Origin of the sequence: Silvimonas terrae, from assembly GCF_014202765.1 — a bacterium.
In the GTDB taxonomy this organism is placed as follows: domain Bacteria; phylum Pseudomonadota; class Gammaproteobacteria; order Burkholderiales; family Chitinibacteraceae; genus Silvimonas; species Silvimonas terrae.
Genome location: NZ_JACHHN010000002.1, coordinates 270,363 through 282,910 on the forward strand (window position 1 = coordinate 270,363; position 12,548 = coordinate 282,910).

Annotated in this window: 11 protein-coding genes; 7 read left to right on the plus strand and 4 right to left on the minus strand. The window is 58.9% G+C overall.

Annotated elements, in window-relative coordinates; translation table 11 throughout:
* Window positions 1–36: 36 nt before the first annotated feature.
* Window positions 37–567, minus strand: a complete 531-nt coding sequence (locus tag HNQ50_RS05465; protein ID WP_184098401.1) for a GNAT family N-acetyltransferase — start codon at window positions 565–567, stop codon at window positions 37–39.
* Window positions 564–1,574: a heat-inducible transcriptional repressor HrcA gene (hrcA, locus tag HNQ50_RS05470; RefSeq protein ID WP_184098403.1), complete on the minus strand. Its 1,011-nt coding sequence runs from the start codon at window positions 1,572–1,574 to the stop codon at window positions 564–566. The genes HNQ50_RS05465 and hrcA overlap by 4 nt, the downstream gene beginning before the upstream one ends.
* A gap of 137 nt (window positions 1,575–1,711) precedes the next feature.
* Here hrcA and HNQ50_RS05475 point away from each other — a divergent pair, with 137 nt between their 5' ends.
* The 5 genes from HNQ50_RS05475 to HNQ50_RS05495 all read left to right on the plus strand — a co-directional run bounded on the left by HNQ50_RS05475 (window position 1,712) and on the right by HNQ50_RS05495 (window position 7,736).
* Window positions 1,712–2,590: an NAD kinase gene (locus tag HNQ50_RS05475; RefSeq protein ID WP_184098405.1), complete on the plus strand. Its 879-nt coding sequence runs from the start codon at window positions 1,712–1,714 to the stop codon at window positions 2,588–2,590.
* Window positions 2,591–2,609: 19 nt separating this feature from the next.
* Window positions 2,610–4,268 carry a DNA repair protein RecN gene (gene recN / locus HNQ50_RS05480; protein WP_184098407.1) on the plus strand — a complete coding sequence of 553 codons (1,659 nt, stop codon included), beginning with the start codon at window positions 2,610–2,612 and terminating at the stop codon, window positions 4,266–4,268.
* Complete coding sequence (gene tadA, locus HNQ50_RS05485) at window positions 4,261–4,797, plus strand: tRNA adenosine(34) deaminase TadA (protein ID WP_184098409.1); 537 nt, start codon at window positions 4,261–4,263, stop codon at window positions 4,795–4,797. Before recN ends, tadA begins: the two co-directional genes overlap by 8 nt.
* Before the next feature lie 247 nt (window positions 4,798–5,044).
* Window positions 5,045–6,796 (plus strand): glycoside hydrolase family 18 protein, encoded by a 1,752-nt coding sequence (locus tag HNQ50_RS05490; RefSeq protein ID WP_184098411.1) that lies wholly within the window; start codon window positions 5,045–5,047, stop codon window positions 6,794–6,796.
* A 70-nt stretch (window positions 6,797–6,866) separates the two neighbouring features.
* Window positions 6,867–7,736: a L,D-transpeptidase gene (locus HNQ50_RS05495; RefSeq protein ID WP_184098413.1), complete on the plus strand. Its 870-nt coding sequence runs from the start codon at window positions 6,867–6,869 to the stop codon at window positions 7,734–7,736.
* 9 nt (window positions 7,737–7,745) lie between these two features.
* On the opposite strand, the gene HNQ50_RS05500 is transcribed toward HNQ50_RS05495, so the two are convergent.
* Window positions 7,746–9,647: an AI-2E family transporter gene (locus HNQ50_RS05500; protein ID WP_184098415.1), complete on the minus strand. Its 1,902-nt coding sequence runs from the start codon at window positions 9,645–9,647 to the stop codon at window positions 7,746–7,748.
* 306 nt (window positions 9,648–9,953) lie between these two features.
* Window positions 9,954–10,169 (minus strand): hypothetical protein, encoded by a 216-nt coding sequence (locus HNQ50_RS05505; protein WP_184098417.1) that lies wholly within the window; start codon window positions 10,167–10,169, stop codon window positions 9,954–9,956.
* A 74-nt stretch (window positions 10,170–10,243) separates the two neighbouring features.
* On the opposite strand from HNQ50_RS05505, the gene HNQ50_RS05510 reads away from it, so the two are divergent.
* On the plus strand, window positions 10,244–10,693 hold the full coding sequence (locus tag HNQ50_RS05510; RefSeq protein WP_221303023.1) for a LysR family transcriptional regulator substrate-binding protein: 450 nt from the start codon (window positions 10,244–10,246) through the stop codon (window positions 10,691–10,693).
* 236 nt (window positions 10,694–10,929) lie between these two features.
* Window positions 10,930–12,465, plus strand: coding sequence for an arylsulfatase (locus HNQ50_RS05515; RefSeq protein ID WP_184098419.1), 1,536 nt, complete (start codon window positions 10,930–10,932; stop codon window positions 12,463–12,465).
* The last annotated feature ends 83 nt before the right edge of the window (window positions 12,466–12,548 follow it).

Genomic DNA, 12,548 nt, shown 5'->3' on the forward strand with positions numbered 1-12,548 from the left:
ATGACACAGCACCCGCAGGCAAGAGCACGGCCAGGTTCAGGCTGATGCCAGAATCCGGTTCTCGTACCTTACCGAATCGAGTTCAAAAAACAAGGTGCCATATTGCTCGAACTGCTGGCAGTTGTAAAAAGCCAGAGCAGCGTGATTCTGACTGTTGACCGATAGCCACAGTGCGCAGTGGCCGGCGCGTTCTGCCGCAATGGCCTTGCAGGCGGACAGCAAAGCGCGGCCGATTCCCCGGCGGCTAAAGCGCGGCAAAATGTAGAGCGTTTGCAGTTCGACGTCGGTATGTGGCACCGCGGGTTGGTAGGCGTCAAAATCCAGTGCCGCGTATCCCACCAGATGCTCACCGTGACAGGCCACCAGAACCACATGGCGCGGGTCCGCGATCAGCCTGGCAAAATACGGGTCAGTAAAGGTACTAAAGACATAATTGGCCAGGGCCGGACGGACGCCGCTAATGGCGTAAGTCTGCAACCAGACCGTCATGGCCAGTGCCGCCAGCGTAGAGGTGTCTTGCGCTGCGGCGGGACGGATGGTGATGGTATCGGCGGCTGCAAGCGTCATTGGGATAGCGCACTAGATAGCAGTTTGGCGGTGACATCAACAATGGGAATGATGCGCTCATAGGCCATGCGCGTGGGGCCAATGACCCCCAGCGTACCGATGATCTGGCCATTGGCGCGATACGGCGCGGTAATGATGGAACATTCATCCAGCGGGGCAAGGCCGGATTCGCCACCGATGAAAATCTGCACGCCATCTGCGCGGTTGCCTAGTTCCATCAGTTGCAACAGGGCCGTCTTGCGTTCAAACAGTTCAAACAACTGGCGCAACTGACCCATATTGTTGGCGAGATCGTCGCTCTCCAGCAGATTGCGCTCGCCCGAGATCACCAGTTCTTCCGAGGTGTGATCCAGTGCGCTCTGGCCATATAGCACGGCGCTGTTTAACAGTTCGGCCAACTGGCCTTTGACCGAGCGTACCTCGGTTTCGACAAACAGACGCAACTCACGCCAGGTCTTGCCGGCGCAATTGTCGTTGAGGAAATTGGCCGCCTCAATCAGCTCTGCGGGCGGGAACGCCGTTTGCATCTGGATGATACGGTTTTGCACATCGCCGTCATCCGTCACCAGAATCAGCAACACGCGCTTGTCAGACAGCGGCAGAAACTCGATCTGCTTGAGCACGGTGTCCTGGCGGCGGGGTGACACCACCACGCCGGCAAAGTGCGTCAGTTGCGAGAGCAGGTTAGAGGCTGCGGTGATGGTGCGTTGCGGGTTATCCAGCGGCAACGCGCCCGGTTGCAGGCCAATATTTTGCAACGACTGCACCGACATCAGGCTATCGACAAAGAAACGGTAACCCAGCGCGGTCGGAATCCGCCCGGCCGAGGTATGCGGGCTGGCCACAAAACCCAGTTGCTCCAGATCGACCATCACATTGCGGATGGTGGCAGAACTGATATCCAGGCCGGAATACTGCGACAACGCGCGCGAGCCCACGGGCTGTCCGTCGGCGATGTAGCGTTCGACCAGTGTTTTCAGAAGGATTTGGGCACGATCACTGAGCATGATCCGATTCTAATGTGGTTTGTGTTTAGGGTTAAAGTCTTGTCATGCGTTGTTGGTGTCGGGAGACGCTTGTGGTCTGAAAGTGCGAAGAGTCCTCCCTTGTGGTTAAATGCAGCCGTATTTGTCTGGATCAAGCCATGCAGAGCCTATTTAAAACCATTGTGCTGGTTGGCCGTTTCAACACCCCTACGCTGGGTGGTCCATTGCGCCAGCTCGCCGGCACTTTGCAAGAGCTGGGCGCGCGGGTGTTGATCGAGGCAGAAGTGGCTGCCGAACACGGGATTGAAGACATCCCGGTGGTAGATCGTCTTGCCATTGGCAAGCTGGCGGACCTGGTGATCGTGCTGGGTGGCGATGGCACCATGCTGGGTGTGGCCCGGTTGGTGGCACCGTACCGGATTCCGGTCATTGGCGTTAACCAGGGGCGGTTGGGCTTTATGACCGATATTCCGCTCAAGGACATGGAACGCACCATCAGCGGCATGCTGGCCGGGGCCTTTGTGCCGGAAGAGCGCATCTTGCTGGAAACCACCGTCAAGCGCGATGGCAGCAAGGACACCGTCAACGCACTGGCCTTCAATGACGTGGTATTCAGCCGTGGTTCCACCGGCGCCATGATCGAGTTTGAAATCTTCATTGATCGCCAGTTTGTGTACAGCCAGCGTTCGGACGGCCTGATTGTGTCCACACCCACCGGCTCTACCGCGTATGCCCTGGCCTCCGGTGGCCCGATCCTGCACCCCAGCTTGCCCGCCATTACGCTGGTGCCGATTTGCCCGCAATCGCTTTCCAACCGCCCGATCGTGATCAACGATACGAGCGAAGTCGAATTCCTGCTCACGCGCAACTCGGATGCGCGGGTGTACTTTGATAACCAGTCTGACTGCGAACTGCGCGAGAAAGACCGGGTGATCATCCGGCGCCATCGCAATACGCTGCGTATCCTGCATCCGGTTGGATACAACTATTACGATATGCTGCGTGACAAACTGCACTGGGGCGAAAAGCTCCTCTGAAACCTGATCACGGCTGCCCATGCTGCTCTCTCTGAATCTGAAGAATTTCGTGATTGTCGACAAGCTGGCGCTGGCGTTTGCGTCCGGCCTGTCGGTGTTTACCGGTGAAACCGGGGCGGGCAAGTCGATTGTGATCGATGCGCTGGGCCTGTTGCTGGGCGATCGGGCCGATGTGGGCATGGTGCGCCACGGCACAGAAAAAGCCGAACTTGCCGCCGAATTTGATATCAGCAAACTGCCGGCCGCTCAGGCGTGGCTGGCCGAGTCCGAACTGACCGGCGACGACGCGGAGAACGTCAATTTACGCCGCACGCTGGATCGTCAGGGCAAAAGCAAAGCGTTTATCAACGGCACGGCCGCCACCTTGGCACAACTGAAAACCCTGGGCGAAATGCTGGTGGATATCCACGGTCAGCATGCCCATCAGTTGCTACTGCGGCCAGAAACCCAGCGCGCTGTGTTCGATGCCTTTGCCGGCGCGACGGAGGTCGCCACGGAGGTGGCTGGCTACTGGCGGCAATGGCAACGCGCGGAAGAAGAGTTCGCCGCCGCCAGCCGTAACGCCGCCGCGTTTGAAGCTGAACGCGAACGGTTGCAGTGGCAGATCAATGAAGTCACTGAGCTGGGTCTGGGCGAAACGGAATGGGAAGAACTGCAAGGGGAGCACCGCCGCCTGCAGCATGCCGCCAGTTTGATAGATGGTGTGCAATCCGCGCTGGATGTGCTCAGCGACGGCGACGAAAACTGCCAGGGCTGGCTGGGCAGCGCCACCCGCCGCCTGCAGGAACTGGCTGGTTACGATGAGCAGTTGAACCCGTCGCTGGACTTGCTGGCGGGTGTCGATGCCCAGCTGGCCGAAGCCGTGAGTGAATTGCGCCGGTACGCGGATCATCTGGAACTGGACCCGCAACGCTTGCAAGAGGTCGAGACCCGGCTGGATCTGGTCTGGCGAACAGCGCGCAAATACCGCATCGAACCGCCAGGCCGGTTGCCACTTGCGCTGCAAGAATGGGCCGGCCAACTGGATGCATTGGGTGGCGGCGAAGGGATTGTCCGCCTGGAAAAAGCCGTGGCGACGGCACGCGCTGCCTATGAAAAACGGGCAGCACAGCTCTCCGCATTGCGGCAAAAACAATCGGCGCCGTTTGCCAAAGCGGTCACCACCCAGATGAAGCCGCTGGCGCTGGCCGATAGCGTCTTTACCGTCGCATTGACGCCCGTCGCAGCCGGTGGGCATGGTCTTGAAGATGTGGATTTCCAGATTGCGCACGGCGATGCCGAACCGCGCCCACTGGGCAAGATTGTCTCGGGCGGGGAATTATCCCGTATCAGTCTGGGTATCCAGGTGATTACCAGCGGTCTTTCCGGTGTGCCGACCCTGGTTTTCGACGAGGTGGATGTCGGCATTGGCGGGCGCGTGGCAGAAATCGTCGGACGCATGCTGGCTGACCTGGGCAAGGCGCACCAGGTCTTGTGCATTACCCATTTGCCGCAAGTGGCCGCCTGCGGCGATCAGCATTTCCAGGTGAGTAAAGACAAAGGCAACGCCGGCATTGTCAGCCATGTTGCCGCGCTGGATGATGCCGGGCGTATCGAAGAAATCGCCCGCATGCTCGGCGGGGTGGATATCACCGAGACCACGCGGCGTCATGCTGCGGAGTTGCTGGGCCATGTCTGAACCGGCGGAACTGTTGCCGGTATTGCATGAATGGTCTGAGGCGCAAATCGGGTTCATGCAGGCCGCGCTGGCGGAAGCCGCCCAGGCCCAGGCACTGGGCGAAGTCCCGGTTGGGGCGGTGGTAGTCCATAAAGGGCAGATTATCGGGCGCGGCCATAATCAGCCCATCACCCGGCATGACCCTTCTGCCCATGCGGAAATGCTGGCATTGCGCGCTGCCGCAGAGCATCTGGGTAACTATCGCCTGCCAGGGTGCGAGCTATATGTGACGCTGGAACCTTGTTTGATGTGTTCTGGCGTCATGATGCATGCGCGCTTGGCGCGGGTAGTGTTTGCGACCACCGACCCCAAAACCGGTTGCGCGGGCAGTGTGATCAATCCGTTCATGGATGCCCGGCTCAATCATCACACCGAAGTGCTGGGCGGCCTGCTGGCCCAGGACGCCGCCGCCCAGCTGAAGGCTTTTTTTGCCGAGCGCCGACGCCAGCAAAAGGCGTTGCGTGACGAGAAAGCGACCGGCGCCGCCTGAGACTGTGGCGGCCAGACAAGGCCACCGCGCCAGCCCTATGTTGCTCAAATTGCGCGCCGTACATGACAACTGGTTATCGCGACGCATCCTCATGCTAGAGTCTTGCGCATGGTCGCGGACAAAACGCGATCGTGAATAAACAGATTGCGAACACGGTGAGCCAGCAGGCCGCGGCAGTTGCGCAGCAAAAGACGGGCCGCCGGTTGTACTGCAATCAGGCAAAAAAATACCCGAACGAGGATGAAGAATGAGACAGCTATTGTTGCTGCCGCTGATGGCGGTGGCTGCGCTTGCGCACGCCGATAAAGTCGTGTTCCAGGACGATTTCAAGGGTGACCTCTCGCAATGGGTGGGTCAGAACGGCGACGGTACCGTGCCCATGCATGGCGCGATCGTGGACGATCCGCTGCGCCCCGGTGGCAAGGCGCTCAAGTTCACCAAGAAAGTGTTTGGCGGAGACCTTTTCTCCAAAACCCAGTTTGCCGAAGGCAAAAAATACACGCTGACGTTTGATTACCTGGGCACATGTAGCTCCAGTTGTGGCGGCGTGGTTGGGTACACGGCTGATTTTCCGGGACGTGATAACTGGCTGGCCGGTGCGGCCAAGCTGGGCGGCGGCGCGGAAGTCCTCAAAGACAATAATCAGTGGAACAGCTACAGCATTGATTTCAAGGGCAAGTTTGCCTTTCACCTGGCGCTGGAACAATGGGTGAATGGTTCCGGCGAGCCGGGCACCTCCATGTTTGCCAATTTCAAGCTGGTTGAAAAAGAGGATGGCGGCGGTGATGCCAAACCGGCCGCTGCCGCCGCCGCTGCAGTTGTGGGTGGCGTGCCCGCGCCCGCCAAACCGCAGTTTGTGGCGTACTACCCCGCCTGGGCGACCGGTCGCACCCCACCGTATTTTGTTAAAAACATGGAAACCTCCGGTCTGGCCAGGCAGGTCACCGTCATCAACTACGCCTTTGGCAATGTGGTAGATAACAAATGCGTGGTGGGTTATCCGGATCAGGATTACAAACAACCCGTTGATGCCGCCAATACGCTGGATGGCAAACCGGATGCCGGTAGTAATGGCCTGTTTGGCAACTGGAATCAGATCAAGCAACTCAAGCAAAAGCATCCTGACCTGAAAGTGGTGATTTCGCTGGGGGGCTGGACGTGGTCCAAATACTTCTCGGACGCGGCGCTGCCCAAAAACCGGGAAGCCTTTGTGAAATCGTGCGTGGACACCTTTATCAAGGGCAATATCGATGGCAAGAATGGTCTGGCCGCCGGTGTGTTCGACGGTATCGATATCGACTGGGAATACCCGGGTACAACGGGTAACGAAGGCAATATCGTGCGCGATGAGGACCCGAAGAACTACACCGCGCTGCTGGCCGAATTCCGCAAACAACTGGATGCCGCCAAACCAGGTTATCTCTTGACCGTGGCCGCCAGCGCCGCAGCCAACGTCTACAACAATATCGAGAGCGAAAAAATCCAGGCGTCGGTGAACTGGATCAACCTGATGACCTATGACTTTGCCGGCCCATGGGACGGCATCACCGGTTATCAGTCCAACCTGTTCACGGGCCCCAAGGATCGGTTCTCCATCGACATGGCGGTGAAGGATTACATCGACAAGGGTGTGCAGTCAGGCAAACTGGTGTTGGGTATCCCGTTCTACGGCTATGGCTGGGTGCCAGGCAGTATGGACACACATGGCATCCACCAGGCGGTCAAGGCCAAGGCCAAGGGCTCCTCGGAAGAAGGTATTGCGAGCTATGCCGAGATCAAAGCCAAGGCGGGTGACGTATACCGTGACGACAAAACCCGCGCCATTGTCAAAACCGCAGGCGGCGAAATCTGGGTTTACGATGATCCGCAAGTCATCAAGGACAAGATCGACTACGTGAAAAAGATGAAGCTGGGCGGTATGATGGCTTGGGAAGCCTCTCAGGACACGCCGGATGGCGAGTTGGCCAGCACCATCTACACCGGGCTGATCAAGCACTAAGCGCCACGCGCGTGACCCAAAACGGAGGCTTTGGCCTCCGTTTTTTATTTACCCAGTTTTCCGGCGACACATGCATATCGAGATCGACCTTGCCGCGCAAAGCCTGCGCTTGTACGAAGAAACCCGGTTGCTACGCCAATACAGCGTTTCTACCGCTGCGGCGGGCATCGGGGAGCAGCAGGGCAGCATGAGAACCCCGCGTGGCCTGCATACCGTGCGCGCCCTGATCGGCCATGATTTGCCACGCGGCAGCGTTTTGCGTGGCCGCCGTGCTACGGGCGAAATCCATACCCCGGCGCTGGGCGCACAGTTTCCCGAACGGGACTGGATTCTGAGCCGGATCATCTGGTTGTCGGGCTGCCAGCCGGGTTTTAACCGGCTGGGTGCGGTCGATACGCTGCGCCGCTATATCTATATCCACGGCACGCCAGACGACCAGCCCATGGGCCTACCCGCATCGCACGGGTGCGTGCGCATGCGCAATGACGATGTGATTGAGTTGTTCGCGCTGATCCGGCCAGGAATACCGGTCCTGCTGCTGGAAAATCGGGCTTCCGGCTCACGCCATTATGGGTCGCCGGTGCCTGCCCACGCGCAGGCTGATCTGGCCGCGCGCTTGCCGGCCAGCGCACCGATCTTGCCGACATCTCCGGCGCCAGGTGGCGATCGCCTGGCATGGGCATTATGGCGAGGGGATGGACAGCTACAAGCGCTGCTGCATTTGCAACCGGGGTCCGGCTTGCGCGTGCAGATGGCACAGGATGCAGATCCGACCGCATGGTTTGCCCTGTGGCCAGCCGCGCAACAAGCCGCGACGCTTTGCGGCTGGCGTGAGGTCCGCTTGCTGTTGCCGGCCGGCCAAACCGCGCCGGAAGGCTTTGCCGCTATCCGTTCGTTGCCGGGTGCCGTACTCTGGCGTTGCTGGCTCGCCGGCGTTTGAATCCCGCTCTTAGCGCGGGGTTTGCACTTTAGGAACGTCGCTGCAGGCCTGCACCATTTCTTCGTAAGTGTGCAGGGTCTGGTCGGCGGAGTCGATCCGGGTTGGCGGCAAATCGCGCAGTTCAAACGGGCTGCCCAGCACGGCGGCCATGATCTGGGCGTGCGGTAGCCGTTCACGGAACGTCTGGATCAGATTGTCGAACAGGTCACCCTCGGTTTCAGGAATCACGCTGATCAAGAAAACCACGGCCACGATTTCCGGATTCACCTCGTTCGGGATAGGCCCTTGTAAGTCTTCCAGCGCCAGGTGGCGACCATCAATGTGCTGCGTACGCAAGATGCGCACCAGAATTTCAGCCGCCAGTTCATCGCCACCAGAACCCAGCCCCACCGCAAGTACAACAGAACCTTCCGGCGCATTGATCGGGCCTTGCCAGCGGCCGGTTTGCTGTTCGCGGCGCGCGCGCAACTGACGGCCCAGGCTGACTTCTTCCAGTACCGATTGCCGGCGATTGCCCTTTACCGGCTTGCCAGAACCACTCAGGGTTTCAATCACCGTGCCAATCACCGTGCTCACACGTTTTTGCTCTGCGCGTGAAATGGTTTTGCTGGCGTAGTCCATGGCCAGCATGTGTACCGCAGGGCGCAAGACCGTATCGCAATACACGGCAAGGGGTTTTCGCTTGAGAAAAGCGCGGGCGCTGGCGATGATTTCATCCGCATCACCTGACAGGGCGCGCTGATAGAAGTTTTCCGGCATGGTCAGTGCGGGGACTTCACCCAGCAGGATTTCCAGAAATTGCAGCCCCTTGATATAACGTCCGGCCACCACCAGGCACAGCGTCAGCGGCGTGGAAAGCACCAGCCCCACCGGGCCCCAGATCCAGCTCCAGAAAATCGCGGCGATCACTACAGACAGAGGCGAGAGGCCGGTGGTATGCCCATATAGTTGTGGTTCAATCAACTGCGCGACCAGCACCTCAATCAGCAGAAAGAGGCCCAGCGTCATCACCGCCATTTCCCAGCCTGGCGCAATGGCGGCTGCCAGCAAGGTGGCGCAGAAAGCGGCGATCCATACGCCGACATAGGGCACAAACCGCAGCACCGCTGCCATCACGCCCCAGAGCAAGGCTTGTGATAAGCCAATCAAGCTCAAACCCAGCCAGATCAGCGCGCCTACCGCAATGTTGACCGCAAACTGCGACACAAAAAATCGGGATAACCGCGTGCCGGCATCATTGACCGCCATGGTGGTCCCGCGCAAATCGCCAGAACCAATCAACCGGATCAAGCGGTCGCGCAGGGCTTCATGCTCCAGCAACACAAAGATCAACACCACAAACACGATTCCGGCGGTTTCCAGCGGCCCCCAGACGGAGGTAGCGATACGGGTTAGCAGCGTGAACGGACTGGGCGGGCTTTGTTGCACAGTAACGGCCAGTGGTTTGTTGGCCGTGTTGTGGGCGTCCTGGGTGGTCGGGTCAGGTGTGGCGTCTTCATTCCTGGCAAACATCTGGGAGATCACCCGGTTGGCCTGGCCGGTCACCAGATTGAGTTTGCCCAGGGTCATTTCATCCAGCGTGACCACTTTGCTGCGGATCGTATCCTCGTACTGCGGCAAGCTGGCGGCCATGTGAATCACCTGCAAGCCGATGACCAGGCCTACAAACGTCAGCGCGACAGAAAGGCCAGAGACGGCCACCACAATCGAGCCCACCTGGCCGAACCCGACGCGGCGCAACCAGCGGATCAGCGGCGCGATCAGCAAGCTCAAGATAATGGCCAGCGTAATGGGGATCAGCACATCCCGGCCAAAATACAGCAAGCCCAGAACCGTCGCCGTACCCATGATCTGGGCCAGCTTGTTGGTGGGGGTGGAATCGTTCTTGAGCAAGTTGCGCACGGCATTCATATCGCGAGGGTCCGCCAGGATTCGGGAGCGTTACGGGTCCGGTGCATTGTGCCAGCACCGGCGTGTGGCGGCGTGAAAATCAACAGAAGAAAACCAGGCGGGCCTGGCACTCGCCAGAGCTTGCCACGGCTTGAACAGGGATGATTGCATCCAGGGCCCGTGGATGTACCTGAAAAGACTATAAATGACTGCAAATGCAATCAAGAGCGTCCAACGGGAGCGGGCTTGAGCGGGTGAGGGCGGGTACCCTATTGATTTGCACTCTCCATCAATCCCCCTGATCAAACAGGGCAGGCGAACTTGGAATTAAAGATCACTGCGTGAGGCAATGAGAATATCCAGCAGGGACGCCGCCGTTGCTTTTAAACGGTCTGTGTCCTGATATACACGCTCAATAACCACAAGCCCGCGGGTGAAGGTCACCAGTAGCCGTGCCGCGCTCTCCGGCGAGCAAGTCAAAGTTGACTGGCTCTCTTTGGATTGCAGGCTGGAAGCAAGAATGCGTTCCAGTCGGTCGAGCATTCCTCTGAGCACATCAGCTACTGGTTCTTCCAGTTGATCACCCGTAAAAGCTGTTTTGGTCGACAGGCATTGCCGTGCTCGCCGGTCATAACGACGACCCCCGTTTTGCGGTCCACCAATATGCACGCCATCCGGTGGTGTTGTTCGCCAATATCAATCATCCGTTTGCCCATCGCTCAAGCATTGAGTTGGCCGAACTGCAGCAGCAGCCCTTGTTGCGCCGGGAAAAGGGTTCAACCACGCGCACCGCGCTGGAAAAAGTCTTGCAACAGGCCGGCGTCAAACCGCAGAACGCCATGGAAATCGGCAGCCGCGAGGCGCTGCGTGAAGCCGTTATCCGCGGGCTGGGGCTGGGCATGGTCTCGGAGGCGGAATTCATCCCTCACCCCTCCATCCGTCCCATCCGCATTGAGGGCGACCCCATCTACACAGAAACCTTTGTGTACTGTCTGCAAGAGCGCAGGCAGAGTCTGCTGGTGTCCTCGTTCTTCGAAGAAGCACTATCCGGGCAGACAGAAATATAAGGTCTCGCGCCTGCTCCCGATGCTGCCGGGCAGCGGCCTGAGCGGTCGTTCGCACTTGCGCAGTTCAGAGGCAGCAATGAGCCGGATAGCCGAATCGTTTTTCAATGCACCGTGGCGAACGCTGCGAGGTGCCGTTGAACATGCTGTGCTATACCGATCTCAACCCGGTCTATCCCAATGTCGCTGTCACCTGCACGTTGTGTCGGGAGGGTATCTTCACTACGTGAGGCACGGTCATGCAATTTCTGAGAAATATCCTGCTTTGCTTTGGCGTGTGTCTTGCTGCTGCAAGCTCCGCCTGGGCTGCAGACAAACCCAATATCGTCATGATCATGGTCGATGACATGGCTCCGATGGATGTCTCGGCCTATAACCGTGGCCTGGGCGCGGTGACCACACCCAATATCGACCGCATCGCCAAAGAAGGGATGATGATTTCGGACTACTACGCCCAGCCCAGTTGTACGGCGGGGCGTGCTGCGTTCATTACCGGGCAATATCCGATCCGCACCGGGCTGACCGCTGTGGGCCAGCCTGGCGCAAAAATCGGTCTGCAAGCCACTGATGTAACCCTGGCACAGTTGCTCAAGGCGGAGGGCTACGCGACCGGCATGTTTGGCAAGTCTCACGTCGGTGATCGCAATGAATACCTGCCCACCGTGCATGGTTTCGATGAGTTCTATGGTTTTCTGTATCACCTCAACGTGATGGAAGTGGCAGAAATGACCAACTTCCCCAAAGACCCGAATTTCCCCGGTATCCCGCGCAACATGATCCACGCCGTGGCAACCAATACGGATGACGCCACCGAAGAGCCGCGCTGGGGACGCGTCGGCAAGCAGAAAATCACTGATGAAGGCCCGCTGACCATCGAACGGATGAAGACGGTTGATGACACCTTTACCGACATGTCGATCGACTGGATCAAAAAACAGAAAGCCGCCAACAAACCGTTCTTTCTGTGGTTCAACCCGTCGCGCATGCACCAGAAGATTCACGTCAGTAACCAGTGGCTGGGCAAGAGCGGGCACACCGAATACACCGATGCGGTCATGCAGCTGGATTCACTGGTGGGCAAGCTGCTGGATACGCTGGACCAGCAAGGCCTGAGCAAGAACACCATTGTCCTGTTTACCTCAGATAACGGGGTAAACCTGTCGCACTGGCCAGACTCTGGCGCCGCGTCTTTCCGGGGTGAGAAAGGCCTGACCTGGGATGGCGGTTTTCGCGTGCCCATGCTGGTGCGCTGGCCGGATCACATCAAGCCAGACACCTGGACCGGCGAGTTCATGACCTCTGAAGACTGGTTGCCGACCCTGATGGCGGCGGTGGGCAAACCGGATGTCAAAACCCAGTTGCTGACAGGCCTGAAGGTGGGCGACCGGACTTTCAAGAACCATCTGGATGGCTACAACCAGCTGGACATGTTGACCCAGCCCGATGGCAAATCAAAACGGCATGAGTTCTTCTACTTTGCGGAAACCAGCATGAACGCCGTGCGGGTTGATCAGTGGAAGATCCACACCGCCATCAAGGACAAATGGATGGAAGCCGCCAGCCAGATCCCGGGCGGTCTGGTGATCGACATCAAGGTTGATCCGTACGAACGCTCACCCGAGGCCGGTGACCACTTCCGCTGGCAGCAACAGCGCAGTTGGGTGATCCCCATCCTGCAGCCGTACATTGAAGCGTTCCAGAAAAGCATGAAGGATTTCCCGCCCTCACAAAAGGGCTCCCCGGGGATCGGGATGGCTTCTATGGACGACGACTGACAGCGCGTTGCTGAACCTCTGGCCTCGATCAGCGCCGGGTCAGTTCGGTTCGGTTGCCATTCCCGCGCCAACCCACAAACGGG

Bases quoted from the DNA above. Each gene is read 5' to 3' on its own strand.
- HNQ50_RS05515 (WP_184098419.1), top strand. From the start codon at position 10,930: ATGCAATTTCTGAGAAATATCCTGCTTTGCTTTGGCGTGTGTCTTGCT.
- HNQ50_RS05490 (WP_184098411.1), top strand. From the start codon at position 5,045: ATGAGACAGCTATTGTTGCTGCCGCTGATGGCGGTGGCTGCGCTTGCG.
- HNQ50_RS05465 (WP_184098401.1), bottom strand. From the start codon at position 567: ATGACGCTTGCAGCCGCCGATACCATCACCATCCGTCCCGCCGCAGCG.
- HNQ50_RS05500 (WP_184098415.1), bottom strand. From the start codon at position 9,647: ATGAATGCCGTGCGCAACTTGCTCAAGAACGATTCCACCCCCACCAAC.
- hrcA (WP_184098403.1), bottom strand. From the start codon at position 1,574: ATGCTCAGTGATCGTGCCCAAATCCTTCTGAAAACACTGGTCGAACGC.
- HNQ50_RS05495 (WP_184098413.1), top strand. From the start codon at position 6,867: ATGCATATCGAGATCGACCTTGCCGCGCAAAGCCTGCGCTTGTACGAA.
- tadA (WP_184098409.1), top strand. From the start codon at position 4,261: ATGTCTGAACCGGCGGAACTGTTGCCGGTATTGCATGAATGGTCTGAG.
- recN (WP_184098407.1), top strand. From the start codon at position 2,610: ATGCTGCTCTCTCTGAATCTGAAGAATTTCGTGATTGTCGACAAGCTG.
- HNQ50_RS05505 (WP_184098417.1), bottom strand. From the start codon at position 10,169: ATGCTCGACCGACTGGAACGCATTCTTGCTTCCAGCCTGCAATCCAAA.
- HNQ50_RS05475 (WP_184098405.1), top strand. From the start codon at position 1,712: ATGCAGAGCCTATTTAAAACCATTGTGCTGGTTGGCCGTTTCAACACC.